The sequence below is a fragment of the Hoeflea sp. genome, from assembly GCF_039975035.1.
In the GTDB taxonomy this organism is placed as follows: Bacteria; Pseudomonadota; Alphaproteobacteria; order Rhizobiales; family Rhizobiaceae; genus Hoeflea.
In genome coordinates, this window is sequence record NZ_JBDWHW010000073.1 from 1 (window position 1) to 25,689 (window position 25,689).

Sequence of the window (25,689 nt, forward strand, 5' to 3'; positions counted from 1 at the left end):
GGTCCCGCAGGCTGGCCAAGGACTGGGAGAAATCCATCCAGAGTTCAACAGCATGGACCCTCATCGCCCATATCCGCATTCTCATGCGGCGGTTGGCAAGGCTTTGCGATCAATGACGAACTTTTGAATCGGGCTCTGAGATTTTCATGCCGCCAGGGCTCCGCTCCGACAGGCTTTTCAAAGCGGCACTCATCCGCATCGGCAGTCACCGTTCGGCAAGGCAGCGCCAGCGTCCCCGCTTCAAGCATCACAGTCGCCCGCTCCGGCACAGGCCAGATGAACGGCCAATAGGATGTCGAGATCGCGATCCGCAATCGATGCCCGGCAGGAATCCGGTAGGCGATCTGGTCGAGGGTGACCGTTGTTTCAAACACTTCCCCGGGCGACAGCAGTTCCGGCTTCTCGCTGGATTTGCTGTGCATCAGGTTGAGCACTCCCATGGTGATCAGTGCCGAGCTGCCGTCGGGTCGAAGATCGCAAAGCCGCACTGCGAGCTGAGCCATCGGCTTGTCCGAGCGAACCCGCAGCACCAGTTTTGGCGCACCGACAATATCCAACGGTTCCATCAGAACGGTGCCATCGAAACAGCCAGATCGCAGATCATCCGGCGTTTGCTCGTCAGGCAGTTCCGGCCCATAGGCAAAGGGAAAATATTCGCCCGCCTGACTGCCGCAATCCGCCGGGGTACTGACCGGGACCGGATCGGTCATCGGCCCATGTCCGAGTTTGCCATCGCCAAGCTCGAGAGATGTCACGGCAACATTAGCCGAAGGCCATTCCTGCTCGGCGATCCAGCGGCCCGGACGCTCGTCCACCCAGCGCTGCGGCGCGATACTGTCCATCAGCCAGGCCCGGTAGGCCGGCAGGTCCTGCGCACCATTGTCGATGCCCTTGAGCCAGCGATCCCACCAGCGTTTGGCCTCTTGAAGAAAACCGATGCGTGGTTCGGGTCCGGCGTAGTGCGGATACTTGTGAATCCACGGCCCGACGATGCCCTTGACCGGCACGTCGAGGTTTTCGACCAGATGCGAAATCGTGTTGCGATAACCATCATGCCAGCCGCCAATAGAAAGCACTGCAGCTTCGATCGCGCCAAAGTCCTCGCACACCGAGCCGTGCTTCCAGTACTCGTCCCGCGTTTGCCGGGAGATCCATTCCCTCGCCAGAAACGGCATTTCTCTGAGCCGGTTGAGCCACAATTCACGCCAGCCGGGCCCCAGCAGCAGCGGGTCGGGTGGCCGCGAGGAATAGGACAACATGTTGGCTGCCCAGCCGAAGTTTTCGCCCAGCAGGCAACCGCCCTTGAAATGGATGTCATCGGCAAACCGGTCAACGGTCGAACAGATGGTGATGATCGCCTTGAGCGCCGGCGGCCTCAATGCTGCGACCTGCAGCGCGTTGAACCCGCCCCAGGAAATCCCCATCATCCCGGCTGTCCCCGAACACCAGGGCTGCGCTGCTGCCCAGGCAATGACATCGCAGGCGTCCTGCAGTTCCTGCTCTGTATATTCGTCCGTCATCAAGCCTTCGGAATCGCCGTTTCCCCGCATGTCGACCCGGATACAGGCGTAGCCCTGCCCCGCCATCCACGGATGGGTCAGGCTATCGCGGACAATGGTTCCGTCGCGCTTGCGGTAAGGCAGATGTTCGAGGATCACCGGCACCGGATTTTCGGCGGAATCCTTCGGCATCCAGATCCGCGCCGACAACCGGCAACCATCCGCCATGACGATCGGCTGATCCTCGATTTCGATGATGTCGCGCGCGAACGCCGTTTCTATCTCCGGCATGAAGGATGTCATGACGTCTCTCCCGATGACCAACAAGCAACGAACCTGTCATGCCGGCGCGGATCAGCGCAATGCCCTCGGCATGGGTTTTATCCGGAAAACAGGTCTTTTTGCATCGCCCCTGATAAGGGTAGCAAGCTGCCGTAGCCGGAAGCAATTCGGCAACGTACCGGGTTCTGACACACGCAGAATATTGTTTGTAAACAATGTGATGTTGAGTATTTCTGACTCAGAACACAATCAAAGCGCTTTACCCGGCGCGCAAGGCGCTCATCAGACCGAGAGGCCCTTTTCCGCCGCACGAGAGCGCTGATCCATCCAGTACCGAGACAATCTCGATCCCATGTTGCTCAAGCAAATGAAAAGCCGCGTGATGTTGCTCGAACACCATGATCCGGCCCGGAGAAAGCACGATCGGCGCGAGGCGGCTCAACGCCGATCCGACAGGCCCTGTATGCTCCTTCATATCGATCAGACACAGATCATCGCCCCCCAAAGCGCGGGCGAACTCATCAAGGAAAGCCGATCCACAGGGTTCGACCGTCAACGCCATGCCATGAGGATGGGCACGGACCGAAAATGCACGCGCCCTCCCCAGCACCGCGCTGTCAACCAGCACGGTTTCCCGGTCAAGCGGAACGAAGCAATCATCCAGACACTCACAGCCGGCGCCGGCGAGATCCAGACAGAACACGGTGTAGTTCCTGTTTCGTCGAAACAAAGACGCCGCCAGCTCCGAAAATGCTCGCAGGCTTGTCGCATGCGTGATCCCTCCCACGCAGACCAGCCGACCCGGCATGGCGATATCGTGACCGTCAATGGGCGGACATGACCGATCGGCGCCGTCCGAGGTCAGCCAGAATTCAAACCGCGATTCATCAAAGAGCGGTGCAAAGTTAAGCACCGTGGAAATGGTGATCGCAGAGGCCCGGCTCGCGGCCGGAGGATGTGGACACACAACAGCGCCCGCTTCAATGAAGCGCAAGCCCGCGCGCAGCTGCATCGGATTGACAAGCGGCGGCAGGAACCAGCCGTCATGTCGGCTTGCCACGTCATCCAGATGAACGATGCGGGTTGGCAACGCGGACACCGGCGTGCCTTCCATCAAGAACCGGATGAGCGTTTCGGCTGGCTGCTCGCTCATCCAGCTCACGATCTCCGAACCGCTGCGCCGGTCATCCACATATTCACCAACCCGCCGCTCGACAATCCAGTCGCGCGCATCGGCAAAGCCAAGCGCCGAAGCCAACAGCGCATCAAGGCGCCTGACCGTTACGCCAGCGCGCTCCAGTTCCCGGACAAAAGCTTCATGCTGGCGCACTGCGTCGCGGGCATTGCCGGATGCGCCCCAACCCGCTCTTTCCGGCGCAGAGCCCACCGGTCCCTGAACCAGGACATCACGCAACCATCCCACATCATCAATGACCGAAATTATCGCGCCGTCTCGGGCCATCACATATCATCTCCAGGACAATCAGCAGGGATTTCGGAGACAAGGTTCCGCCTAATCCGGGGCAGCGACATTGATGTTTATCAATACCTGCGCGCCAGACGTCAAAGCGGCTTCATCGAAAGAAACGGGAGCGTGGCGATCAAACCGGTGCGATCCTGTCGAGATCGGCGCGGGTTTCGCCCGAGTGCCGGATCAACTCTGCGGGATCGAGAAGCTCGAAATGCTTGGCGTTGATGTTGCGGATGACCTTGCCCCGCGCCAGCGTCTGAATATTCCTGCTCAATGTTTCCGGTGTCGTGCCCAGATAATCGGCGATATCGCGCCGGCTTAGCGGGATATGAACAATGTGGGTCTCCGGCGTGACGCCGTGCAGATGCTGGTTGATCGAGCGTCTTGAGAACACGTACAGCAAGGTTGCGATCCGCTGCATGGTCGTGTGGCCGTTGGTGATCGCCGCCCATTCCCGCACCGCGTCGAGTTCATCCAGCTTGGCCTTGAGCATTTCACGCTCGAAGGCAGGATGGTCGTCGAGAAATCTCTCGAAGCCAGGCTTGCTCATTGTGCACAAGGTGACATCCGTTGCCGCCTCATAGGAAAACCGCGATTCCTCGGCAAACAGACGTCCAAAAAAATCCGACGGAAACAACAGCCCGACGATGTGATCGTCACCGTTGACGGAGGTGCTGGAAAGTTTGACCACGCCTTCGACGATATTGCCGACAATGGTGCAATGTTCGCCCTGCGCCTGGATCACGCTTCCGCGCGGATAGGTCCGCTGGTGCGAGATGCGGTTGAGCTGCGCAATATCCTCGACAGACCCGGCGCGACAGACGGTGCGATTGTAAATGCTGCATTTTCCGCTCTTGCCGCACAAGCAGGAGGTTTCCGCCGCAATGTTCATTTGCCGCCTCCTTCAACGCGGTTTGGCTGCGCGCTTTGCTCACCAGACCCAGTGTCCAAATGCCAGATCACCCCGACCTCTGGTCAAGTCTGATGGCATGAAGCCTGATCAGGTGTGCAGCAAGACAGCAAACTTGGCAAGTCATTACAGGTCCGGCGGACCGGGGGGAACAGAGCAAACTGCCAGGCGCGATTGACCTGACATTGTGGCATTCCTCCCGTGTGGTGTTGAGTAGATGAATTCGAATGCTTGCAAAATTTGGCTTGTTGATTAAAAAGTCGGCTTTTTCTTACATGTGGGATGCTCAAAATTTCACTCCATCAGATGCGCACCCTTCCCGCCATTCGGAAACGCCGCAGGATTTCCACCGCGGCGCAGTCGCTCGGATTGACCTCGCCCGCGGTCACCCTGCAATTGCAGCGACGGGATCAGGAACTGGGTTGCCAGCTGTTCCTGCACACCAAATACGGTGCGCAACCGACAGCAATCGGCGAAATCGCTTTGAAACCGCCTAGCGGATGATCAACGAGTGACTTCGCTTGAGGTATCCGTTCAGCTTCACAAGGGCGTCGCCGCCGGCAGGATCGCCATTCCCGACGCGGTGCAAACCCCGATCCGGCGGCAATGATTTCCGATCCGCCAGGCCAGCAGGATCTCGACACCGGCGCTGCGGGCGGCGAGTGGCCGAAAGCCTGCAACGCCGCACGGATGATCAGGACGGCTCAGGCGATGGCGTCGCCACGTCCGGCCTGCCGCCCGGAAAACATGCACCCGCCCAGGAAACTGCCTTCCAGTGCGTTGTAGCCGTGATAGCCGCCGCCGCCGAAGCCGCTGACCTCCCCGGCCGCAAACAGTCCCTCGATCCGCTCGCCCTGCGCATTGAGCACCTGGCCGTTCATATCGGTTTCCAAACCGCCCAACGTCTTGCGAGTGATGATGTGCAGCTTTATCGCGATCAGCGGCCCGTTGTCCGGATCAAGGAAGCGGTGCGGCCTGGCGGTCCGCATCAGTCTGTCACCACGATAGTTCCGTGCCGCATGCACCGCCATCAGTTGCGCATCCTTGGTGAACGGATTGTCGATCTGGCTGTCCCGCGCCACAATCTGCGCCCTGAGCTTTTCCAGATCAATCAGGTTTCCGCCCTTCTGATTCATCCCTTCAACCAATTCATCCAGGCTGTTGGCAACAATGAAGTCTTCGCCATGCTGCTTGAAAGCTTCGACCGCCGGCGTCGCCTGTTTGTTGAGAAGCCTCTGCCGGATGACATTGATCCAGCTCTTGCCGGCGAAATCCGGATTTTGCTCCGATCCGGAAAGCGCGACCTCCTTCTTGAGGATCTTCTGGGTCATCACGAACCAGGAATAATCATACCCGGTCGACAGGATTTGCTTCAGCGTCGACAGCGTATCGAAGCCCGGCAGGCAGGGCGGCTTGAGCCGGTTTCCTCCGGCATCAAACCACATCGACGACGGGCCCGGCAGAATCCGGATTCCGTGATTGGGCCAGATCGGATCCCAGTTCTTCACGCCCTCGGTGTAATGCCACATCCGGTCGGCATTGATCACCCGCCCGCCCGCGGCCTGGGCTATCGCCACCATCCGGCCATCGACATGGGCGGGAACTCCGGCAATCATCTCCCGCGGCGGCTCGCCCAGCCGGTCGCGCGGCCAGGCCTTGCGCACCAGATCGAAATCTCCGCCGATGCCGCCCGAGGTCACCAGAACGCTCGCCGCGCGGAGCTCGAAGTCGCCCGCGATCTCGCGGCTGGTGGATTGCCCGCGCGGTGTGTCGCCATCAATCAGGATCTCGCCGGAAACTCCTTTGACTGCATTGTTTTCGGTGATGATGTGAGAACAGCGGTGCCGGAACCTGAGCTCGACCCGCCCCGTTTTCACATGGGCGCGAACACGCTTTACAAATGGCGCGATCGTGCCGGGACCGACACCCCAGGTCAGATGGAAGCGCGGCACCGAGTTGCCGTGACCATCGGCGAACGAGCCGCCGCGCTCGGCCCAGCCGACAATCGGGAACCAGCGCATGCCCATCCCGTGCAGCCAGGGCCGCATCTCGCCGGCGGCAAAATCGATGTAGGCTTCCGCCCACTTGCGCGGCCAGTAGTCTTCCTCGCGGTCAAACTGCGCTGACCCCATCCAGTCATTGAGCGCCAGTTCACGGCTGTCCTTGATGCCCATGCGCCGCTGTTCCGGCGTATCAACCAGAAACAGCCCGCCCAGCGACCAGAATGCCTGCCCGCCGAGAAAATTCTCCGGCTCCTGATCAATGATAACGACCGACTTGCCCCGCTCAGCCAGTTCATTGGCGGCAACCAGCCCCGCCAGACCTGCGCCCACCACGATCACATCACAACTGTTCATGTCATCTCATCCTGCTTTAAAAAGCTTTGCTGCCCGGACACATACACTCATCAATAGACGATCTGCCGGGAGCGGCAACTCTAGTGGTGCGATCCTGACAGATGGTTCCCATCTGTCAGGACAAATCGCCCCACCAGATCAATAGCTTGTGGGCTGACTTTTCGAAACAGATGGGTATCATCTGTTTCGGTCAGACCACTAGATGCTCTTCAGGATTTGATTGGCGGCAAAGGCCGCTTGATAGAATCCGGTCTTCAGACCCCGCGCGGCCTCCGGCACAACTCCGGTCACAGGCATTGGCAAATCGGCCTCGTTGCCACCGGCCAGAAGCTCGGCCATCGCCTTGCCGAAGACCGTGCCCGGCGCGATACCGCGGCCGTTGTAGCCAATCGGAGTGTAGAGCCCTTCGTCGAGGCGATGAATGCGCGGCAGATGATCGGCATTCATGGCGATCTGTCCGTGCCAGGATGTCTCGAATTCGACCGGTCCGAGGTCAGGAAACAATCGCCTGAGCTGCCGTGCAGCCCAGCGTTCCGACAGGCCTTTCGCCCCGCCGATCACGGCTCCCATCGATCCGATGATCAAGCGGTCGCCCGCATCGCGCCGGAGCGACAACATGATCTGGCCGGTGTCCCAGATGCCCTGGCGTTCGGGCAGGATAGAGGCAATTCGCGCACCCAGCGGCGCGGTGGCGACCTGAAAAAAGGAAATTGGAACGAAGCTGCCATTTAGTCCCGGCCATAGGTCATCGGAATAGGCGTTGGTCGCCAGAATGACCGATTTCGCGCGAACCGTGCCGCCACCGGTTTCAAGCAGCCAGCCACCGGGTTGCTTGACCAGTCTTGTCACCTTGACGCCGGTGTGGATCCGCGCACCGGCAGCTTTCGCCGCACGCGCCAGTCCCCGCGCATAGCCCATCGGATTGATGGTTCCTGCACGGGCATCGAGCAATCCGCCATGAAAGGCCGCCGAGCCGATTTTTTCTCCGGTCTCTTCGCGTGACAGCAATCTGACCGGCGCGCCAAGCCTGGCCCATTCCTCGGCCCTGCGGGTCAAATCCTTCAACCCGCTGGCTGAATGGGCCGCATGAATGGTGCCGCTGCGGGTCAGCTCACAGCGAATCTGGTGCCGTTCGATCAGCGACATCACATAGCTTGGGCCCTCGCCGAGGATCTCGACCAACCGCGCGCCGCATTCGCCACCCAGCTTGGCGCGAACATCCTGCGGCGGCAGCCACAGACCCGCATTGAGCAGTCCGACGTTGCGTCCCGAACCGCCATACCCGATCTGCCGGGCTTCAAGCACGCAGCAATCCAGCCCCCGCTCGGCCGCATGCAACGCGGTCGAAAGCCCGGTATAGCCGCCGCCCACAATGGCGACATCCGTGCTCACATCATGTGTCAGCGACGATTGAAAATCTGCCTCCTCCGAGGTTTCATCCCACAAGGAAAGCGTTGATGGACCAGGCATTGCTCAGGATTCCTTCATTCTGAAAACGTCACTGCGGTACAGAATGCAAACCGGCTGCGACACAAAAGTGTTGAACCAAGTGCGATGTTGCGTCAATCATCAGGCAGCGTCCAAATCATGTTTGAACAGGTATCATTTTGAGCAAAGCCATCACCCCCGTCGCCAACCTCGTCGCCAGCGCCCGCGCCCGCATCGAGGAAATTGAAACTGTTGACGCCATCACCATGGTGGACGATCCGGAGGTCGTCATTGTCGATTTGCGCGATGTGCGTGAGCGCCAGCGCTCCGGCTTCATACCCGGCAGTTTCCATTGCCCGCGCGGCATGGTCGAATTCTGGGTCGATCCGCAAAGCCCCTATTTCAAGGAGGTGTTCGCACAGGACAAGAAATTCGTGTTCCACTGCGCCTCGGGCTGGCGTTCGGCGCTCACAACGGCGACACTCAACGACATGGGTTTTGAAGCCGCCCATCTCAAGGAAGGGTTTTCCACCTGGCAGGCGCAAGGCGGCCCGGTCGAGTTTCCACCCGAGCACAAACCGTAACCCGTCTCTGCCTCAAGTCCGCAGTCGACCGGATTCAAAGCAGCGAAATATCATCCTCGATTTTCCACTCGACCTTGCCCGCGTCGAGAAAGTCGATGGAATGGATAACCGTGCTGTCGGGTCGCAGGAAACACACATTGTAGTTGGGCGTCAGGTCGCCGTGTCCCATGCGGTTGATCTGGCCTGAAAAATCCGGCCAGCAACTGTGATTGGTCGACCGTGGCGCGGAGTAGGGTATGCCGACCACGGCACCGCTGAGTGTGTAGTGGCAATGACCGAAAAACAGGTGTGCAACGGTATCGGCGTAGCCCTTGAGCAGGGCCTGCAATTCACGCTCGTTGAAAATTCCGATGACATCGGCATTGGCGACATTCACCCGCACCGGGTTGTGGTGCATGAACAGATAGGCCCGCTGGCCCTCGGCCCGCGCGCGCTTGAGCACTTGCCCGAGCCAGGCCATCCGCTTTTCGCAATACAGCCCGCCATGCTTGCCGGCATTGACCGTATCCATATAGACGAACAGACCCGCCGGGGTTTCCTCGGTCCACTGGATGAACCCGGCATCATCACGCCTGGTATTGCTAAACACCGAGGCGAAGGTTTCGCGGTTGTCGTGATTGCCGATCATCAGCCGCGGCTCAAGCTTGTCCTTGAGCGAACTGGCAGCCAGAATGCCGGCGAGCTCGCGGTAGCTTTGCTCGTAGCCATTATGGGTCAGGTCGCCGGTGATCACCACCCGGTCAGCGTCACTGTCATTGGCTTCGACATAGGCCAGGCACTTCTTGAAATTGGCGATCGGATCAAGTCCGAGGATCGGATCTGGATTGAGATGGATGTCGGAAATGTGCACAAGTTTCATCACGGTATCCTTTGGAATTTCAGCGTGATTATCCGGAAAATGTTGCCGCTCCATGACAATCGCCCTGGACACTTTCGATCATGACATTAAGGCAAGCGCAACCGGTTCAGGTTCTGGCCATGGCTTTTCAAACAGCCATTGCGCAACAGCATTGGACGACGCTGCGCGAAACCGGACGTGAGCTTGCAAAACGGCTTCCGGACGACGTCTCGATTGCCTACAATCTGGCATTGGTCGAAAAATCGGCGGGTGCGATCGAAGCAGCAGGCGTGGCAGCAAGCCCGCCCGACAGGGCGGACGTTTTCAGGTGAGTGCAGCGTTGAACCTGCTTGGCTGAAACCCATGTTGCCGGCCTGGAGGACGACCCAGCCAAACCGGCGGCGCAACAATCCGCTTTAAAGCAGATCCAGATCGATGCCGACGGTGATCGCACCAAGCGGTTCGCCGGTAGCAGGATCGGAAATCGTGATACTGGCCTGAGACTGCCGGGCTTCGGTGGACTCATCCTTCTCGGCGCGGTCAACAAACACCTGCCCCGGACCGGTGCCATAGGTTTTCTGCCATTTGGCTTCGTCGCCCTGCCAGTAGTCCGAGGTCACGTCGCTTTGGCCAACATTCAGTCCCTTGGCGTCCATCACGAACATTTCCGTGATCAAGCCGCGGCTCTGGTTTTTCTTCGCCATAAGGAATTTGGAAAGTTCGCGGGCCAGCATCTCATCGACCAAAGGCTTGTCGAAAGCGGTTGCCTGGGCGCGCCAGTCCCTGTCAAGCCTTTCGATATCAGCCTGGGACAATTCGCTTGTCTTCGCATTCTGTTGTTTGATGGCGTTGATCACCACAGGATCACTCAACCAGGATTCCACATTTCTGGCGATGAAATCCTTGATTTGAGCTACGTGTGCCTCCCCAGCTACCGCTGTCAGGGGAGCAATAAATGTAACCCCGGCGATTAGAAGGGAAGCGACAGACAGCTTGCTCCTCATTGGCTTTTCCTCCGTTTTGCTCCGATCCCCGCTGTTGGTCTGCTCACGCGCCACTCTTATGCCCGTGATGAGCCAGCGTCCGGCACCGGCGATTGCCAGACCGAAAGTGCCCACCGCTTCAACCATGATCCTGATTTCCTGTGTAAGGCTTCGGTAAGACCCCCGGGCCTTTTCGGCCGGTCGTCGGGTTCGAACAAGCCCATATATCCCCTCCCGCACCTGCGTCAGCCGCTTCCCCCCTGCTCAATCATTGCCGGCCGACTGCTAACATGCCGGACATCTGGCCATTTCCACATCCATCCGAGTGTGGCGGCACTTAGTTTACCAACCCCTAATTGTTGGGGTGTGAGAATTTACCTGCTGTATGGAATTTCGCCACGACATTGCATCTGCGCCTCCCCTTGCCGGTGAGCCTGACATCCACCAGCAGATCCTTGACACCCGAGAAGCGCCCCCGTGCGGTTGTTTGTGACACTGCAGCTGATTAACAATTCGAGGGCAGAGCGTGAACACACCGGCAATAATCAGGAGGCGTAAATGCCGAAAAAGAAGAAGATCAGGAAAGTCTACGACGCGTTGATAGAAGGCGCCTATCAGGGCCTGTCGGACACCGATCTGCATGATTATGTTTTCCAGCAGTGCCCCAAGGCTACGAGCAAACGCCTGGTTCGCGCATCGCTGCTGGCGCTGAGTGATCCCAAGGTTGAGGATCGCAACGTTCTCAATGTGATTTACGCGCTGGCCATCAAGCACCGGCTTGACGGTGGGCCGGACACCGATAAGGGCGATGTCTGACAGTTCCGGCTATGCCTTGACGCGCGGCACAAGGCAGCATCCCGGTCCCGGCTATTTTGTGATCGACTGGCGGATATAGTCGATCAGCGCACCCCGTGCGGTCTCGACCGGACCGGAATTGTCAATGACGATCTCCGGCTCGAACTGGGTGGCCAATGCAGCCGCGCGCGAAAGCCGCGCCTCGATTTCGGATTCGCTTTCCCGGCCTCTGGCGCGAAGCCTTTGCGCCAGAATATCCGGATCCACGCGCATTTCCACCGCCACCGCGCTGGGGAACACCTGCCGGATAACAGTCCACGCCCCGCGGGAGCCGTTGACCACCGCCACCTTTCCCGCCGCCAGATGCGCCTCGACGTTTCGCGGCAATCCGTAACGCAGACCGTTTGCCGCCCATGTCAACGCAAAACGGCCCTCGTCGATGGCGGCGTCGAACTCAGCATCCGACATTGCGACATGGTCCTCGCAGCCCGCATCCGCCGACCGGGTGATGACCCTCTGGACAAACATCACCTCCGCAAGGCCGGCAAATTCGTTGCGGGCACCCGATATCAGCGTGTCCTTGCCGGACCCGCTTGGCCCCAGCAACACGATGAGGCGCCCCAAAGCCGTGTCGGTTTCGCGGGTTTGGTCGTTGACAACCGGCATCAGGCCACCCGTTCGCCTTGCCGCCAGACAGAGCGGACAATTGGAATTCCGGTCTCGCGACGCACCCGCACCATATCGGCGCGTTTGCCCGGCGTCAGGCTGCCGCGATCATCGAGCCCCACCGTCCTGGCAGGCGTCGCCGTCACCAGCCGGATCGCCGACGCAAGGTCGAGTTCATCAATCTCGTCGGCCAGCACGAAAGGAGCCTGGATCAGGCTGAACGGGATATAATCGGATGACAGGACGTCAAGCACCCCGGCCCTGGCCAGATCCGTGGCCGCAATGTTACCCGAATGCGAGCCGCCGCGCACCACATTGGGTGCTCCCATCAAGACGCTCATTCCCGCCTTGTGGGATGCCCGCGCCGCCTCGATGCTGGTCGGAAACTCGGCCAGCCTGACGCCAATGCCGACCGCTTCGGCGACATGATCAAGGGTTGCGTCGTCATGGCTTGCAACAGTAATTCCGCGTTCGGCGCAGGCGCTGGCCAGAACCTGCCGGTGAGCGTCTGAATAAACCGCCGAAGCCTCCTGCCGGCGCGTGACGAAATGGGCGAAGGCCTCATCCGAAAGTCCGCGTTTGGTTTTGTAATAGAGCGTATATTGCTCCATGGTCTGAAACTGCCGCTGGCCTGGCGCATGATCCATCAGTGACGCGAGCCGGACCTGGGTATCGGTTTTGAAATCAGCGAAATGGTCCAGCACATCCGCTGCGGAAACCTCGCAGCGCAGATGTATAAGGTGATCGGCGCGGAGCCGGTTTTGCGCCCTCGCCTCGGCCAATGCGTCTGCGATGGCCCGCATCTCGCCCACCCTGAACCCGTCATCCTCGTCCGAGCCGAGCCGCAGGCAATCAAACACGGTGGTGATTCCGGAGGAGGCAATCTGGGCGTCATGCGACTGAATTGCCGATATCGCATTCCAGCGCACGCCAGGACGTGGCGAATAGTGTGATTCAAGATGATCCGTGTGCAGTTCCACCAGGCCCGGAATGATATAATCGCCATCCATATCCACACCGGCGACCGAATTGCCCTCGCTGATGTCGGCAATGACGCCATCCCTGACAAGAAGACTTCCCGTCAGGATCCGGTCTTCAAGCACGATGCGGGCGTTGGTCAGAGTGGTCTCGGTGGTCATTCAGGCGGACTTTCTGTGCGTATTGGACGCCAACGGCATCCGGGTATGGATTTCAAACGGTGCGCCCGGCTCGGGTTCGACGAAGAGTGTGAGCGTTCTCACCGCAACGGGTCCGGACAGCACAGGCGCAAAATGCGCTTCAGCCGCTCTGGCCGCACGGCTGATATCGGGCTCCGCCAGTCGGGTGGTCAGGGTCATGTGAAACCGGAAGCTGTCAAACACATAGGGATAACCCCACCGCATCAGATTGCGCAATTGTGCCGAGGACAGCGAGGCCGGATTGCGGCGTTCGACCTCGCTGTCAGAGAGCGGTGCGCGCAATGGCTCGAATGCCTCGACGACAGAATTGGCAAAGGCAGACAGATCGGTTGCGGGTCCGGCCGGTACCAGTGCCAGAAATCCTTCAAGCCGTCCGACAACCAGAGCCGGAATTTCAAACATGGCATGATCGGAAGCAAACTTGCCGATTGCCTCGATCAGATCATCCTCGGTGACTTTCTCGCTCAGGCGGAAAGGCGCTTTCAGGGTCGCATGGAAACCGTATCTCCGCGCCGGGCCGGTGATGGCAGCGAGTTCGCTGGCACCCAGCCCGGCAAGGTCGGGATGTTCGACTGCCTTGCCGGTCACGGCACTGCGTCCGATCCAGCTTGCGCCGAGTTCCCCGAAAGGCGACGCCGGGTCCGGAGCAAAATAAAGTGCGTATCTCATGAGTGTCCCGTTCGTCCGATCAGGCGGCTTCTGAGCCAGCCCGACAGCGTGTCCATCGCCATTACCATAAGTATGATCAGCACGATGTAATAGCTCACCTCTTCCCAGTCTTTCTGGGTGGAAATCGCCTGGGTCAACAACAGCCCAATCCCGCCACCCACGATAGCACCGATCACGGTGGCGCTGCGGGTATTGGATTCAAGATAGTACAGAACCTGACTCAGGAACACCGGGGTCACCTGCGGAATTACGCCGAAGCGGGCTTGCTGGACCCACGACGCGCCGGTCGATTGGACGCCTTCGACCTGCTTGGTGTCAATGTTCTCAAGGGCTTCTGAAAAAGTCTTGCCGAAAGTACCGGTGTCGGTGAACAGGATCGCAAGCGCGCCGGTCATCGGTCCGGGGCCAAATGCCCGCGACAGGATGATGGTCCAGATCAGCCCGTCGACGCCGCGCAGAAAATCGAAAAAACGCCGCAACAGAAACAGGATCGGTCGCGAGGGAGAGAAGTTCACTGCCGCAAGGAACGCCAGAGGCAGCGCGATGATAGCCGCCCCCATGGTGCCGAGAAACGCCATCAGCACGGTTTCAAACAGTGCCCACGCCACATCGCCGTGCCGCCACATCGCATTGGTCCAGAAATCATGAACCATCGCCGCGATATTGGTCTGGTTCGGATAGATCCGTTCGCCAACTATTGTCAGACTGACAAGTTCGAAAAACGATTTGCCGAAGAACGGACTGTCAAGTGTGAAAAAGAACAGCTCCCATCCGGCCTGGTACTTGAAGACTTCGGTGCGGTTGCGGGTATAGCTGAACCGCCCCTGCTCGGTTGTCACCGCCACCCGCGTGTTCGACGCATTGATCCAGTCAGGCACTGTGTCATCAGGCAGGTTGAAAACCAGCTTGCCGGCGACCGGAGCTATATCGATCACACCATAACCCGGGTAAGTGTAGCGGGCGCCATCGGCATCGAAGACAACCACATGGCCTTTATCAAGGTCGATGCGGGTAACGCCGTCGTCCATGGTGACCCAATCCGGCAACATGCCTTCGGGATACCGCCCCTTGTTCTCGCCTTCGATCGCAACCGTGACTTCGTTGTTGCGATTGTCGCGCGTCACATGGGTCTTGTGCGACCAGAAATCCGAAACCAGGATCGCTGCATTGTCGAGTCGTGCACGCGAAGCAATGCCCGGAATATCAAAAGCAAAAAACACATATACCAGATAGACAAGTATCAGCACCGGCAGCGCGAAACCCGCGATCTTCTTGCGGCGGAACATGCTGAGTACGGATGTTTTCAATTCGGGCCCCGAAAGAAGGGCGGCATCTGAAGAGGTCATGTCAGCGTCCCTTGACCAGACGGTTGCGGTAATGGCTCGACAACTGGTCGAAGAACACGATGGTCAGGAACAGCAGAATGAAAATTGCCACGACCTCGTCGTATTTCCCCTGGCCCCACTGCATGGCGAGTCGGAGATCGTGACCGATACCGCCCGAGCCGACGAACCCGAGAATGGCGGATGCCCGGATGTTGATCTCGAAACGCAGCAAGGCGTAGGACAACCAGTTCGGCGCCACCTGCGGGATCACACCGAGCCACATTTTCTGAATCCAGCTTGCGCCGACGGAGGACAGGCCTTCCACCGGCTTCAGGTCGGCATTCTCTGCCACTTCGGAAAAGAGTTTGCCAAGCGCCCCTGCGGTGTGAAACGCAATCGCAATCATCGCCGGAACTGGTCCGCCGCCAAGGATAAAGATCAGCACCAGTGCGATGACGATCTCGGGAATGGCGCGCATACCGTCCATCATGCGGCGAAACACGGGGATCAGTCGCGGCCATCGCGCCAGTCCCCGGGTTGAAAGCAGCGCCAGAACGATGGCAAAGATAGTACCAATAAGCGAGGAAACCGCCGCAATATTCAATGTCTCGATCAGTGAAGGCAAAAACTCGACAAGCAGGTGCGGAAGGTTTGCCGCCTTCTCGATGGCTTCGATCACCACCTCGGACGGAAAATCGAAAATCTGGGAAATACCGCTCCAAAACCCGCCAGCATTGCGCGAATCGGCCAGATGAAAACCGGACACCATCATCGCGATGAAGATTATCAAGATGATGCCGCCATACATCTGTTTTTGACGGGCCATCGCCAGATAATTGTCGCGGATTGCGAGCGATGCGGCGGCGGTGCCAAGGTTTGTCACTGTATCGCTCATCAGCGGGGATCCTTCCCGAAATAAAAAGCAGGGAGCCAGATAGCTCCCTGCTGTTGCTTGGCAAAAAAGCTTAGTTGGCCTGCGCTTTACGGACTGCAATGATGGTCTCGTAAGCTTCGTGCGAGATCGGAGTGAAACCGGACGTTTCGCCAGCAGCCATGTTATAGGCGCATTGCTGATCCTTGGCATGAAGCTCGCTCAGGAAGGTGACGACCTTCTGCTTGACGTCGGCGGGCAGGCTGCGGCGCAGAACGATCGGGCCTTCCGGAATTTCCTTGGACTTCCAGATCTGGACCAGATCGTTCATGTCGATCAGACCGGAATCGACTGCCTTGCGCAGCGCGCCGGAATTGTAACCGTCTTCCCAGTTACCCTGGCCATCGGCCCAGGTCACGCCGGCGTCAACTTCGCCGTTGTTTACGGCAACAATGGTCTGCTCGTGACCGCCAACAAACTTGACTTCGCCGAAATAGTCGCCGTTATCCATGGTGGCGCCGATTTCCTGTGGGATTTCCACCGAAGGAATCAGGTAGCCCGAGGTGGAGTTCGGATCACCGAATGCGAAAACCTTGCCCTTCATGTCTTCCAGCGAATTGATGTTCCTGTCCTTACGGGCAAAGCCGATCGAATGGTAGCCGACCGAACCGTCGAGATTGGTCTTGACCAGCACGACGTCTACAGCTTCCGGATCGGTCAGGTAGGTTTTCGCATAGGCCGAAGCGCCGAGCCATGCCATGTCGATGGTGCCGCCGAGAAGTCCCTGGATCACGCCGTCGTAATCAGCCGGGGTGAAGATCTTGGTTTCGACACCGAGCAGATCCTGCACATAGGCCCGAACACATTCGTTCGAGGTCATGCGGTCCTGGGCGTTTTCACCGCCGAGCACGCCGATGCGGAATTCGCTGATGGTGTCCTGTGCCATTGCACTTGTCGACATCAGGGCGACTGCGGCAGCCGCAAGAATGGTCTTCATCATGGTGTTGTCTCCGTTCAAGGTTTGCAGTTAGGGGTAGGGAAATTTTGGGGTCTCAGCCGGGCTCCGTCGCGCATGCTGACAGAGCTGCCGAAGTCAGACAGCCTCCAGCACCACTTCGCCGGAAGCATTGGTCTTCGCCTTGACGTCAGCAGGACGACCGCGGGCATGTAGACTGGTGGAAGTGATGGATTCCGAGATTTCAGCGCCATCGGCACCTGCACCGTAGATGGCGCGAACCGCATCGGCCGTCAGTTCATCCGGCCTGCCGTCAAAAACGACCTTGCCATGCGCCATGCCGATAATGCGCTCGCAATAGCCGCGCGCGGTATCAAGCGTATGCAGGTTGGTCACGACCGTGATGCCCTCGCTCTCGTTGATATCCTTGAGCGCATCCATGACGATCTGGGCATTGAGCGGATCCAGCGAGGCGATCGGCTCGTCAGCGAGGATGAGTTTCGGCGATTGCATCAGCGCGCGGGCAATTGCCACCCGCTGCTGCTGGCCACCCGACAGCGCTTCAGCGCGCTTGGTGGCGTTCTCGGCAACTCCGAGACGCTCAAGTATGGAAATGGCGCGAAGAATGTCTTCGCGCGGAAACAGATTGAACATCGTCGAGAATGTCGACCGCATATTCAACGTGCCGTGCAGGACATTGGAGACAACATCGAGCCGTGGCACCAGATTGAACTGCTGAAAGATCATCGCGCAATCGCGCTGCCAGTTGCGCAAGTCGCGACCAGCAAGCGTCGAGACCGGACGCCCCGAATGGGCGATCAGACCGCCGCTCACCCCGGTTAGCCGGTTGATCATTCTCAGCAATGTCGATTTGCCCGCGCCTGACCGTCCAATGATACCGACCATCTGCCCTTCGGGAATGCGCAATGACACTGAATCAACTGCTGTATTGGCCCCAAATCGGCGGGTCACTTCGGTCAATTCGAGCATCGGCAAATTCCCTGGGATCACGGTGGGTTCTGTAACTATTCACCGATGTGATTAGCCCAGCCGTGTGAAGCGCCGATGTCCGTTTCATGTCAGATTTGTTACGATCCACAAACCGATTGCCATAACGGCGATACCACTCTGTTTGCAGGGATTGCTGATTTCTGTGGCGTTTGCGTCGTGCCCGCGAGAATGGTCGGTACATCCTGCTGCCGTGGAAATTCCGGGAGAATGAGGCAGGCTGACCACAGCCTGCCTCACAATTTCGCGTTGGCTCTATTTGGCCGCCATGGCCCTGATGTCGTCGGCGCTCGGCGTTTTGCCGCCAATGCCCCATTGACCGCTGCGGACCTCCTTGACGCGGACCCAGGTTACGCCGCGCATGGCCTCGCCTTCCACTTCGACCATGGCGTTGGTGACCTTTTCGATCATCTGCGCTTTCTGGGCGGTATCGAACACGCCCTCAATCACTTCGATGTCTACCAATGGCATTTTGACCTCTCCTGTTGCTGACCAGCAGAACCTGGGACACGGGCGGGTTATCAGTCCAGTTCAGAAACTGCAGCAACTCTACTACAGTTTCTGAACTGGACCGATGGACCGCTCCGTGAGACCTTCAAACAGGAGGTATAATATGTCCGAGACCGCCTATCCCCTGTTTTGCCCGGTCGCCATGGCGGCAGAAATGATCGAACCCCGCTGGACCATGCTTGTGTTGTGTGAATTGTGGTCGGGTTCCACCCGCTTCAATCAGATCCAGCGCGGGGTTCCCGGCATGTCGCCGGGACTGCTCGCCAAGCGCTTGCGCGACCTCGAAACCAAGGGCCTGGTCATCAAGGTCGGCAACCGGAGCAAGGATTACTCGGAATATTTCACCACACCATTGGCCGATGAATTGGAGCCGGTTGTGCGCAAGCTCGGCGAATGGGCGCATCGAAACATCAACAGCGAAGTCTCGCTGGAGCATCTCGATGCAAGAATGCTGATGTGGAACATCCGCCGCAAGATCAACCGGCTGGAACTGCCGCAGCACAGTTGCGTCATCCAGTTCTCACTCGACGATCCGCCCAACGAAACCGTCAATTACTGGCTGGTGTTCAAGCCAGGCATTGAACCGGATCTTTGCTATTCCGATCAGGGGTTCAACGTAGACCTGTTCATTGTCAGCTCCCTGCGCACGCTGACATCGGCATGGATGGGCCACACCAGTTTCGACAACGAGATTTCAACCGGTGGCATCACCTTGATCGGCCACGAAGGCATGGCCCGCAACCTGACCAGATGGTTGATCACCAGCAGCTTTGCACTGGTATGCAAGCCGGACAAAACCAATCGTTTCGGTTCGGTCGCCGCTGAATAGAAATCATGCCCTCAATTCGGTCCAACGGACACCGGCTTGCCGCCATTGGTCCTGACATTAGCCAGCATGTTTGTCGATGAACGCCTCGACCGGCAGCGCGCGGAAATCCTTGAGCGCCGCATGCAACCGCTCATGCTCCCAGTCCCACCAGCCAAGCGCTTCGAGGCGGCAGGCGATGTCATCGGAAAACCGCTGTTTTGTCGTCCGCGCCGGCACACCGACGGCGATGGCGAAATCGGCGACATCCTTCGTCACCACTGCGTTGGCACCGATGATGGCTCCATTGCCGATGCTCACGCCCGGCATCACCACGGCACCATGGCCGATCCAGGTGTCGTGTCCGATGCTGATCCCCTGCCCGGCGCGCCAGTCAAAGAATTCCTGATCGTCACTCTCGCCGTCAAAATACCATGACGAGCGATAGGAAAAATGGTGCAGCGACGCCCGCTGCATCGGATGCATGCTGGCATAGATCCGCACATGAGCGGCGATATTGGCGAATTTGCCGATGGTGGCATAGGCAATCTGGGTGTTCTCGACGCAGTAGGAATAATCCCCGATGGTCGAGTGCGCCACGGTGCAATGAGCGCCAACTTCGGTGTAGCGGCCCAGCATGGACTGAACGACCTTTGCCGTGGAATGCACCAGCGGCGTCTCTGACAGCTTTGTCATGCCGCAGACTTCCCCGTTGCAAAGGCTGACACGTCGATGATGTGATCAGCCACCGCGTTGCGTACATCCTGATCGTGGAAGATCCCCAGCAGTGCCGCACCATCGGCCTTCTTGCGGGCAATCAGACTGATCACCACCTCGCGGTTGGCTGCATCCAGCGAGGCTGTTGGTTCATCCAGCAGCAGGATCGGGTGATCGGTGATGAAGCCGCGGGCAATGTTGACCCGCTGCTGCTCGCCACCCGAGAACGTCGCCGGCGGCAGCGACCAGAGCTTTTCCGGCAGATTGAGTTCGGCAAACAAATCCCGCGCCCGCTGGTGCGCGATCTCCTGCGCAATGCCTCGGATCATCAGCGGCTCGGCGGCAACATCGAGTGCAGATACCCGGGGCACAGCGCGCAGGAACTGGCTGACATAACCGATGGTTTCACGCCGGATCGCCAGCACCATGCGCGGATCGGCACTGGCAACATCGATATGTTTGCCGTGATGGCTCACCAGAATCTGGCCACTGTCGCAGCCATAATTGCCATAGAGCATTTTCAGGATCGAGCTTTTGCCGACACCCGACGGGCCACCAAGCACCGCGCAGGATCCCGCTTTCAGCGAGAACGACACATTGGTGACGACCGGCAATTCGACGCCGCCACGCATATGCATGACGAAGGTCTTTTTCACATCCGAAGCGACAAGCAAAGTCTTCATCGATCAAACCTGCAGAATGGAGGAAACAAGAAGCTGGGTGTAAGGCGCACGCGGATCATCAAGCACCCGGTCGGTGAGACCGGCCTCGATCACCCTGCCCTCTTTCATCACGATCATCCGGTCCGACAAAAGCCGCGCCACGGCCAGATCGTGGGTGACCACCACCACCGCGAGACCGAGATCGGAGACCAGTCCGCGCAGCAGGTCGAGAAGCCGCGCCTGCACCGAGACGTCCAGCCCGCCGGTGGGTTCATCCATGAACACCAGCCGTGGTTCGGTCACCAGATTGCGGGCAATCTGCAACCGTTGGCGCATACCGCCGGAGAAGGTGCGCGGCTGATCATCGACACGGTCCTCATCGATCTCGACGCGGGATAACCAATCAATCGCGGTGTTGCGGATATTGCCGTAATGCCGGTTGCCCACCGCCATCAGCCGCTCGCCGACATTGGCCCCGGCCGAGACCGTCATGCGCAAGCCATCAATCGGGTTCTGGTGCACAAAACCCCAGTCAGTGCGCATCAGATAGCGCCGTTCGGCCTCCGCCATCTTGTAGATATCGGCGCTCGCGCCATCACGCATCCGGTAATGAACCGTGCCGCAAGTGGGCGTCATCCGCGAGGAAATGCAGTTGAGCAGCGTGGTTTTGCCTGAGCCGGATTCGCCGACAATCGCCAGCACTTCGCCCGGCCACAGATCAAAACTGACATCAGCGCAACCGATGCGCTTGCCATAGACCCGGGTCAGATTGTCCACACTCAACAACGGCTGATCGGCTGCTGAGGTGAGCCCGCCAACCGGCGCTTCAAGTGTCTGAGAAAGGCTCATCACATCGCCTCCTTCGTGATATCCGTGTCATCGCCAAGCAAAGCGCCGCGATGGCCATCTGCCCGGCGGCTTTCGCAATAATGGGTGTCGGAGCAGACGAACATGCGGCCGCCCTTGTCATCGAGCACCACCTCGTCGAGATAGACCTGCTCCGCGGCGCACAGCGCACAGGGTTGATCAAAATGCTGGATCTCGAACGGGTGATCCTCGAAATCGAGACTGACAACCTCGGTGTGCGGCGGGATCGCGTAGATGCGCTTCTCCCGGCCCGCGCCAAACAGCTGCAGCGCTTCGGACTGGTGCATTTTCGGATTGTCGAATTTCGGCGTTGGCGACGGGTCCATCACATAGCGCCCCTCGACCTTGACCGGATAGGCATAGGTTGTGGCGATATGGCCGTTGCGGGCGATGTCCTCGTAGAGCTTGACGTGCATCAGGCCATATTCCTCAAGCGCATGCATCTTGCGGGTTTCGGTCTCGCGCGGCTCGAGAAAACGCAAGGGTTCCGGGATCGGTACCTGATAGACCAGCACCTGGCCTTCCTTGAGCGGCGTTTCCGGAATCCGGTGCCGGGTCTGGATGATCGAGGCATCCGGCGTTGACGTGGTCGTCGCCACACCGGCGGTTTTGGCAAAAAATGCCCGGATCGAGACCGCATTGGTGGTGTCATCAGCGCCCTGGTCGATCACCTTGAGCACATCTTCGACCCCTATGATCGCCGCTGTCACCTGCACGCCACCGGTGCCCCAGCCATAGGGCATCGGCATTTCGCGGGAAGCAAACGGCACCTGGTAGCCGGGAATGGCAATCCCCTTGAGGATCGCGCGGCGGATCATCCGCTTGGTCTGCTCATCAAGATAGGCAAAATTGTAGCTCGCCAGGTTCTGTGAGCTGTTGTCTTGTGTCAGCGCGTTCATTCCGCGGCCTCCATCTTGTCATCAGTCGCAGCAGCATCCTCATCCGCTTTGGCGGCACTGGCGAAATGCTCGGCCCGCATGCGGCGCACCAGATCGAGTTCGGCCTGGAAGTCGACGTAATGCGGCAGCTTGAGGTGCTCGACAAAGCCGGTCGCCTGCACATTGTCGCAATGCGACAGCACGAATTCCTCATCCTGCGCCGGCGCAACAATGTCCTCGCCCAGTTCGGAGGCGCGCAATGCCCTGTCACACAGCGACATCGCCATCGCCTTGCGCTCGGCGTGGCCGAAGACAAGCCCGTAGCCGCGGGTAAATTGCGGCGGCGCCTTGGCCGATCCCTGGAACTGGTTGACCATCTGGCATTCGGTCAGCTTTACCCGGCCAATTGCCACGCTGAAACCAAGCTCAGGGATCATCACCTCGACATCGACTTCGCCGATGCGGATTTCACCGGCAAACGGGTGGCTGCGGGCATAGCCGCGCTGGGTCGAATAGGCCAGCGCCAGCAAAAACCCTTCATCGCCACGCGCCAGCGTCTGCAGCCGCGCATCCCGGTCCATCGGATATTCTGTCGGTGTGCGGGTGATGTCGGCAACCGGCCGCGCCGCGTCCGTGGCCGGATCATCTTCGATCAACCCTTCGTCGCCGAGAATATCGGAGACGCGGATCACCTTCTCGCCGGTATCCGCCCCGGTCGCGGGCGCCTCCACCGGCATATCCCCGGCAAGCGCCGGATCGAGCAGGCGGTGCGTGTAATCGAAGGTGGGGCCAAGCAATTGCCCGCCTGGCAGATCCTTGTAGATCGCCGAGATCCGGCGCTCGACCTGCATGGCGCCGGTATCCACCGGTTCGGAATATCCAAACCTTGGCAACGTGGTCCGGTAGGCGCGGAGCAGGAACACCGCCTCGATCAGGTCGCCGCGCGCCTGCTTGATGGCCAGCGCCGCAAGTTCGCGATCGTAGAGCGAGCCCTCGCCCATCACCCGGTCAACCGCGAGCGACAATTGCCCGGCGATCTGCTCCAGCGTCAGCCCCGGCACATCCGCATCGCCGCGGCGGCGGGCGGCAAGAAGGCGGTGGGCATTGGCGATGGCGGCTTCGCCACCCTTGACTGCTACATACATGACTATGCCTCCGGTCGGATCAGGCGGGTGCTGCGCGGCATTGCCGCCACGCAGCCGTGACCGGCAAGGATCAGATCGATCCCGCGCGGAAACGCCTGCCGGTTGGCCTGCCATTGCTCGGTGAAATGCTGCGGCATCGGCTCCGGCGCGAGCGATGCCCGGTCCTTGATGCCCGGACCTTCCAGCGTAAGCTGTGCACCTTCGGACAGTGTGGAAACCTGCAGGATCACGCTGGTCGAACGATCCGGGAATTCCTGGGTTCCGAGCGAAAATCCGTTCAGCGCCGAAAGGCTTTGCGGCGCGGCAACAACGGCAAACACCGCTTCCGACTGGTGCGCGGTGATCGGCGCGCCGGTGTGAAACACGATCCAGTCGCGGACTACCGACGTCTTGGTCAGCGCCGGATCAAGCCAGACCGGCGTACCGGCACCGGCCAGGGCCGCGATCAGCACGGAGGCCGACGCCGTCAGCGGTGCCGGCGGTGATGTCATCTCGGGCAACGCATGAACCGAACCGGGTCGCGCCATCGCCTCCATCAGCGCCCGGAAAACCAGTTGCGAAGCACCAACGGGATCTGAAAAACCGCCCTCATAGACGGTGGAGTTGTGTGTCGCAGCCGGCATCAGTCTTCCCCTCGCACCATGGTGAAGAAATTGACCCGTGTCGCGGCCGTTTCTTCGCGCAGTTTCGCATCCGCCCCGGAGGCTGATTTTTCCAACGGTTTGACGATGTCGCGTTCGATCAGGTCGGCATGAGCCGGGTCCTGCGCCAGCGCATCGATGACGGCGACCAGTTGCGCCTTGCGGACATCCCGTCCGCTGATCATGGCGTGGCCAATCTGGCCCGAACCGATCCGGACCGTTACCCGTGTTGCCGAGATTTCGCCGACATGGAAAGGCTGCCCGCCACCACCGACACGCCCCCGCAGCGCGACAAGTCCCGATTCCGGCCCGCGCAGCAGCTCCACCGAAGGATCAAGTCCGGTCCGCTTCCAGCACGCCATGAGATCCTTGCCGGGCGCCTTTGCAAGCACTGACAACCGTCGCTGCCGCGCAGCCACATCATCGGCAACCATCTGATCCTGCACATCACCCGCTAGCGTCATCAAGAACTCCTTATTTGTCTATTTATCTAGACAACCATATGAATTACGATACACTTAAACCAGGCGTATGACGAGCTTGTGACATCACGAAAGGAAAGCCGGTTGGACAAGCTGCAAAGACGCACCGGAATTGCACTGTGGCGGCAGGTTGCCGATCAGATCCGCCAGTCGGTTCTCACCGGACTGGCGGCCAATGACCGGCTCCCCGCCGAAGCAGATCTGGCGACCCGATTCGGGGTCAACCGTCACACGGTCCGCGCCGCAATCGCCGCACTTGAGAAGGAAGGCATCTTGCGCGCCGAGCAGGGCCGCGGCACCTTTCTCAACAACCGCAAGCGGCTGCGCTACCCGATCGGCCAGCGCACCCGTTTCTCCTCCGGCCTTGAAAATCAGGCTCAGAAGCGCTCCGGCAAATTGCTGTCGAGCGAAACCATCCCCGCCCCGTCCAGAGTTTCAGAGGCGCTGTCGTTGCCGCCACAGGCATCGGTCATCCAGCTCTCAACCGTTTCCGCCGCTGACGGTGATCCGATTTCGGCAGCCATGTCCTGGTTCGATGCGGCACGTTTCGCAACGATTGCGGAAGCCTACACCGAGACCGGTTCGATCACCGCGTCCCTGGCGCGCCTTGGCGTGGACGATTACACCCGCAAGTCCACCGCTGTGGAAGCCCGGCATGCCAGCAGCGAGGATCTCGATCTGCTCGCGCTCTCGCCCGGCGCCATCGTGCTTTTGACCCGCTCGGTTGACGTCGATTCCGGTGGCCATCCGATCCAGTATGGTGAATCCCGTTTCGCCGCCGACCGGGTCGAACTGCTCATCGACACCGCGTCATCCGCACTCTCGCAAGAGACTGAGTGAAGCGGGCGCTGTCACATTGTCACAACGAGCGTCACAAAACTGAGAACTGAATCGTGTTTAAGCCTGCCAGCAAGACGATTGCTCAAGGTTTAGGCGGGCTCCGTGACCACAAAATACCGGACCATCTTTCTCTCCGACATCCACCTCGGAACTCCCGATTGTCAGGCCGATATCCTGATCGACTTTCTACGCGAGCATGACGCGGAAACGATCTATCTGGTCGGCGACATCATCGATTGCTGGCGCATGAAACGAAAGGGCTTTTACTGGCCACAGTCTCACAATGACGTGGTCCAGAAGCTGTTGCGCAAGGCCCGCAAAGG

At 59.5% G+C, this 25,689-nt stretch carries 25 protein-coding genes and 4 pseudogenes; 7 read left to right on the forward strand and 22 right to left on the reverse strand.

Going from position 1 to position 25,689, the window contains the following annotated elements; genetic code table 11:
* Window positions 1-116: pseudogene (locus ABJN75_RS06195) on the forward strand (IS5/IS1182 family transposase); the annotation flags it as partial.
* A gap of 18 nt (window positions 117-134) precedes the next feature.
* On the opposite strand, the pseudogene ABJN75_RS06200 reads toward ABJN75_RS06195, so the two are convergent.
* From ABJN75_RS06200 to ABJN75_RS06220, 5 genes and pseudogenes are all read right to left on the reverse strand, one after another.
* Window positions 135-1,802, reverse strand: a pseudogene (locus ABJN75_RS06200) (CocE/NonD family hydrolase); the annotation flags it as partial.
* Between the two features lie 238 nt (window positions 1,803-2,040).
* On the reverse strand, window positions 2,041-3,243 hold the full coding sequence (locus ABJN75_RS06205) for an arginine deiminase family protein (RefSeq protein ID WP_348437833.1): 1,203 nt from the start codon (window positions 3,241-3,243) through the stop codon (window positions 2,041-2,043).
* Window positions 3,244-3,382: 139 nt separating this feature from the next.
* Window positions 3,383-4,144 carry a Crp/Fnr family transcriptional regulator gene (locus ABJN75_RS06210; RefSeq protein ID WP_348437835.1) on the reverse strand — a complete coding sequence of 254 codons (762 nt, stop codon included), beginning with the start codon at window positions 4,142-4,144 and terminating at the stop codon, window positions 3,383-3,385.
* A gap of 722 nt (window positions 4,145-4,866) precedes the next feature.
* Window positions 4,867-6,519, reverse strand: coding sequence for an FAD-binding dehydrogenase (locus ABJN75_RS06215; protein WP_348437837.1), 1,653 nt, complete (start codon window positions 6,517-6,519; stop codon window positions 4,867-4,869).
* A gap of 198 nt (window positions 6,520-6,717) precedes the next feature.
* On the reverse strand, window positions 6,718-7,989 hold the full coding sequence (locus ABJN75_RS06220) for an FAD-binding oxidoreductase (protein ID WP_348437839.1): 1,272 nt from the start codon (window positions 7,987-7,989) through the stop codon (window positions 6,718-6,720).
* Between the two features lie 137 nt (window positions 7,990-8,126).
* Between ABJN75_RS06220 and ABJN75_RS06225 the strand changes: the two genes are divergently transcribed.
* Window positions 8,127-8,531 carry a rhodanese-like domain-containing protein gene (locus tag ABJN75_RS06225; protein WP_348437841.1) on the forward strand — a complete coding sequence of 135 codons (405 nt, stop codon included), beginning with the start codon at window positions 8,127-8,129 and terminating at the stop codon, window positions 8,529-8,531.
* A 34-nt stretch (window positions 8,532-8,565) separates the two neighbouring features.
* Here ABJN75_RS06225 and ABJN75_RS06230 read toward each other — a convergent pair whose 3' ends face one another.
* Window positions 8,566-9,390 carry a metallophosphoesterase gene (locus ABJN75_RS06230; protein ID WP_348437843.1) on the reverse strand — a complete coding sequence of 275 codons (825 nt, stop codon included), beginning with the start codon at window positions 9,388-9,390 and terminating at the stop codon, window positions 8,566-8,568.
* Window positions 9,391-9,509: 119 nt separating this feature from the next.
* Here ABJN75_RS06230 and ABJN75_RS06235 point away from each other — a divergent pair, with 119 nt between their 5' ends.
* Entirely contained in the window at window positions 9,510-9,701 is a 192-nt protein-coding gene (locus ABJN75_RS06235; protein ID WP_348437845.1) for a hypothetical protein, read from the forward strand.
* An 84-nt stretch (window positions 9,702-9,785) separates the two neighbouring features.
* On the opposite strand, the gene ABJN75_RS06240 is transcribed toward ABJN75_RS06235, so the two are convergent.
* Window positions 9,786-10,499 carry a hypothetical protein gene (locus ABJN75_RS06240; RefSeq protein WP_348437847.1) on the reverse strand — a complete coding sequence of 238 codons (714 nt, stop codon included), beginning with the start codon at window positions 10,497-10,499 and terminating at the stop codon, window positions 9,786-9,788.
* 411 nt (window positions 10,500-10,910) lie between these two features.
* Between ABJN75_RS06240 and ABJN75_RS06245 the strand changes: the two are divergent.
* Window positions 10,911-11,141: pseudogene (locus ABJN75_RS06245) on the forward strand (hypothetical protein); the annotation flags it as partial.
* A 78-nt stretch (window positions 11,142-11,219) separates the two neighbouring features.
* Here ABJN75_RS06245 and phnN read toward each other — a convergent pair.
* From phnN to ABJN75_RS06285, 8 genes are all read right to left on the reverse strand, one after another.
* Window positions 11,220-11,813, reverse strand: a complete 594-nt coding sequence (gene phnN / locus ABJN75_RS06250; protein ID WP_348437849.1) for a phosphonate metabolism protein/1,5-bisphosphokinase (PRPP-forming) PhnN — start codon at window positions 11,811-11,813, stop codon at window positions 11,220-11,222.
* Window positions 11,813-12,952, reverse strand: coding sequence for an alpha-D-ribose 1-methylphosphonate 5-triphosphate diphosphatase (locus ABJN75_RS06255; RefSeq protein ID WP_348437851.1), 1,140 nt, complete (start codon window positions 12,950-12,952; stop codon window positions 11,813-11,815). Before ABJN75_RS06255 ends, phnN begins: the two co-directional genes overlap by 1 nt.
* On the reverse strand, window positions 12,953-13,660 hold the full coding sequence (locus tag ABJN75_RS06260) for a DUF1045 domain-containing protein (protein ID WP_348437853.1): 708 nt from the start codon (window positions 13,658-13,660) through the stop codon (window positions 12,953-12,955).
* Window positions 13,657-15,006 (reverse strand): phosphonate ABC transporter, permease protein PhnE, encoded by a 1,350-nt coding sequence (phnE, locus tag ABJN75_RS06265; protein WP_348437855.1) that lies wholly within the window; start codon window positions 15,004-15,006, stop codon window positions 13,657-13,659. Before phnE (ABJN75_RS06265) ends, ABJN75_RS06260 begins: the two co-directional genes overlap by 4 nt.
* Window position 15,007: 1 nt before the next feature.
* Complete coding sequence (phnE, locus tag ABJN75_RS06270) at window positions 15,008-15,880, reverse strand: phosphonate ABC transporter, permease protein PhnE (protein ID WP_348437857.1); 873 nt, start codon at window positions 15,878-15,880, stop codon at window positions 15,008-15,010.
* 70 nt (window positions 15,881-15,950) lie between these two features.
* On the reverse strand, window positions 15,951-16,853 hold the full coding sequence (phnD, locus tag ABJN75_RS06275) for a phosphonate ABC transporter substrate-binding protein (RefSeq protein ID WP_348437881.1): 903 nt from the start codon (window positions 16,851-16,853) through the stop codon (window positions 15,951-15,953).
* Window positions 16,854-16,949: 96 nt separating this feature from the next.
* Entirely contained in the window at window positions 16,950-17,801 is an 852-nt protein-coding gene (phnC, locus tag ABJN75_RS06280; protein WP_348437859.1) for a phosphonate ABC transporter ATP-binding protein, read from the reverse strand.
* A 273-nt stretch (window positions 17,802-18,074) separates the two neighbouring features.
* Window positions 18,075-18,290: a tautomerase family protein gene (locus tag ABJN75_RS06285; protein WP_348437861.1), complete on the reverse strand. Its 216-nt coding sequence runs from the start codon at window positions 18,288-18,290 to the stop codon at window positions 18,075-18,077.
* 142 nt (window positions 18,291-18,432) lie between these two features.
* Between ABJN75_RS06285 and ABJN75_RS06290 the strand changes: the two genes are divergently transcribed.
* Window positions 18,433-19,158: a helix-turn-helix domain-containing protein gene (locus ABJN75_RS06290; protein WP_348437863.1), complete on the forward strand. Its 726-nt coding sequence runs from the start codon at window positions 18,433-18,435 to the stop codon at window positions 19,156-19,158.
* Window positions 19,159-19,215: 57 nt separating this feature from the next.
* Here ABJN75_RS06290 and ABJN75_RS06295 read toward each other — a convergent pair whose 3' ends face one another.
* The 7 genes from ABJN75_RS06295 to phnG are packed head-to-tail and all read right to left on the reverse strand — an operon-like array spanning window position 19,216 to window position 24,508.
* A complete protein-coding gene (locus ABJN75_RS06295) occupies window positions 19,216-19,830 on the reverse strand; it encodes a DapH/DapD/GlmU-related protein (protein WP_348437865.1) in 615 nt (204 codons plus the stop codon).
* Window positions 19,827-20,534: a phosphonate C-P lyase system protein PhnL gene (gene phnL / locus ABJN75_RS06300; protein WP_348437867.1), complete on the reverse strand. Its 708-nt coding sequence runs from the start codon at window positions 20,532-20,534 to the stop codon at window positions 19,827-19,829. The genes ABJN75_RS06295 and phnL overlap by 4 nt, the downstream gene beginning before the upstream one ends.
* A gap of 3 nt (window positions 20,535-20,537) precedes the next feature.
* Complete coding sequence (gene phnK / locus ABJN75_RS06305; RefSeq protein ID WP_348437869.1) at window positions 20,538-21,362, reverse strand: phosphonate C-P lyase system protein PhnK; 825 nt, start codon at window positions 21,360-21,362, stop codon at window positions 20,538-20,540.
* The gene (locus ABJN75_RS06310; protein ID WP_348437871.1) at window positions 21,362-22,279 is read right to left on the reverse strand and encodes an alpha-D-ribose 1-methylphosphonate 5-phosphate C-P-lyase PhnJ; all 918 of its coding nucleotides are present in this window, start codon (window positions 22,277-22,279) and stop codon (window positions 21,362-21,364) included. The genes phnK and ABJN75_RS06310 overlap by 1 nt, the downstream gene beginning before the upstream one ends.
* Entirely contained in the window at window positions 22,276-23,403 is a 1,128-nt protein-coding gene (locus tag ABJN75_RS06315) for a carbon-phosphorus lyase complex subunit PhnI (RefSeq protein WP_348437873.1), read from the reverse strand. The genes ABJN75_RS06310 and ABJN75_RS06315 overlap by 4 nt, the downstream gene beginning before the upstream one ends.
* Before the next feature lie 2 nt (window positions 23,404-23,405).
* The gene (phnH, locus tag ABJN75_RS06320) at window positions 23,406-24,026 is read right to left on the reverse strand and encodes a phosphonate C-P lyase system protein PhnH (protein ID WP_348437875.1); all 621 of its coding nucleotides are present in this window, start codon (window positions 24,024-24,026) and stop codon (window positions 23,406-23,408) included.
* Complete coding sequence (gene phnG / locus ABJN75_RS06325; RefSeq protein WP_348437877.1) at window positions 24,026-24,508, reverse strand: phosphonate C-P lyase system protein PhnG; 483 nt, start codon at window positions 24,506-24,508, stop codon at window positions 24,026-24,028. Before phnG ends, phnH begins: the two co-directional genes overlap by 1 nt.
* A gap of 102 nt (window positions 24,509-24,610) precedes the next feature.
* Here phnG and phnF point away from each other — a divergent pair, with 102 nt between their 5' ends.
* Window positions 24,611-25,366, forward strand: coding sequence for a phosphonate metabolism transcriptional regulator PhnF (gene phnF / locus ABJN75_RS06330; RefSeq protein ID WP_348437879.1), 756 nt, complete (start codon window positions 24,611-24,613; stop codon window positions 25,364-25,366).
* Window positions 25,367-25,468: 102 nt separating this feature from the next.
* A pseudogene (locus ABJN75_RS06335) lies at window positions 25,469-25,689 on the forward strand (UDP-2,3-diacylglucosamine diphosphatase); the annotation flags it as partial.

Coding starts and splice junctions, on each gene's coding strand:
- ABJN75_RS06220 (WP_348437839.1), bottom strand. CDS start 7,989: ATGCCTGGTCCATCAACGCTTTCCTTGTGGGATGAAACCTCGGAGGAG.
- ABJN75_RS06260 (WP_348437853.1), bottom strand. CDS start 13,660: ATGAGATACGCACTTTATTTTGCTCCGGACCCGGCGTCGCCTTTCGGG.
- phnE (WP_348437855.1), bottom strand. CDS start 15,006: ATGACCTCTTCAGATGCCGCCCTTCTTTCGGGGCCCGAATTGAAAACA.
- ABJN75_RS06210 (WP_348437835.1), bottom strand. CDS start 4,144: ATGAACATTGCGGCGGAAACCTCCTGCTTGTGCGGCAAGAGCGGAAAA.
- ABJN75_RS06295 (WP_348437865.1), bottom strand. CDS start 19,830: ATGACAAAGCTGTCAGAGACGCCGCTGGTGCATTCCACGGCAAAGGTC.
- phnL (WP_348437867.1), bottom strand. CDS start 20,534: ATGAAGACTTTGCTTGTCGCTTCGGATGTGAAAAAGACCTTCGTCATG.
- ABJN75_RS06230 (WP_348437843.1), bottom strand. CDS start 9,390: ATGAAACTTGTGCACATTTCCGACATCCATCTCAATCCAGATCCGATC.
- ABJN75_RS06240 (WP_348437847.1), bottom strand. CDS start 10,499: ATGGTTGAAGCGGTGGGCACTTTCGGTCTGGCAATCGCCGGTGCCGGA.
- ABJN75_RS06310 (WP_348437871.1), bottom strand. CDS start 22,279: ATGAACGCGCTGACACAAGACAACAGCTCACAGAACCTGGCGAGCTAC.
- ABJN75_RS06315 (WP_348437873.1), bottom strand. CDS start 23,403: ATGTATGTAGCAGTCAAGGGTGGCGAAGCCGCCATCGCCAATGCCCAC.
- ABJN75_RS06255 (WP_348437851.1), bottom strand. CDS start 12,952: ATGACCACCGAGACCACTCTGACCAACGCCCGCATCGTGCTTGAAGAC.
- phnE (WP_348437857.1), bottom strand. CDS start 15,880: ATGAGCGATACAGTGACAAACCTTGGCACCGCCGCCGCATCGCTCGCA.
- phnG (WP_348437877.1), bottom strand. CDS start 24,508: ATGACGCTAGCGGGTGATGTGCAGGATCAGATGGTTGCCGATGATGTG.
- ABJN75_RS06205 (WP_348437833.1), bottom strand. CDS start 3,243: ATGGCCCGAGACGGCGCGATAATTTCGGTCATTGATGATGTGGGATGG.
- ABJN75_RS06285 (WP_348437861.1), bottom strand. CDS start 18,290: ATGCCATTGGTAGACATCGAAGTGATTGAGGGCGTGTTCGATACCGCC.
- phnN (WP_348437849.1), bottom strand. CDS start 11,813: ATGCCGGTTGTCAACGACCAAACCCGCGAAACCGACACGGCTTTGGGG.
- phnH (WP_348437875.1), bottom strand. CDS start 24,026: ATGCCGGCTGCGACACACAACTCCACCGTCTATGAGGGCGGTTTTTCA.
- phnK (WP_348437869.1), bottom strand. CDS start 21,362: ATGAGCCTTTCTCAGACACTTGAAGCGCCGGTTGGCGGGCTCACCTCA.
- ABJN75_RS06215 (WP_348437837.1), bottom strand. CDS start 6,519: ATGAACAGTTGTGATGTGATCGTGGTGGGCGCAGGTCTGGCGGGGCTG.
- ABJN75_RS06235 (WP_348437845.1), top strand. CDS start 9,510: ATGGCTTTTCAAACAGCCATTGCGCAACAGCATTGGACGACGCTGCGC.
- phnD (WP_348437881.1), bottom strand. CDS start 16,853: ATGAAGACCATTCTTGCGGCTGCCGCAGTCGCCCTGATGTCGACAAGT.
- phnC (WP_348437859.1), bottom strand. CDS start 17,801: ATGCTCGAATTGACCGAAGTGACCCGCCGATTTGGGGCCAATACAGCA.
- ABJN75_RS06290 (WP_348437863.1), top strand. CDS start 18,433: ATGTCCGAGACCGCCTATCCCCTGTTTTGCCCGGTCGCCATGGCGGCA.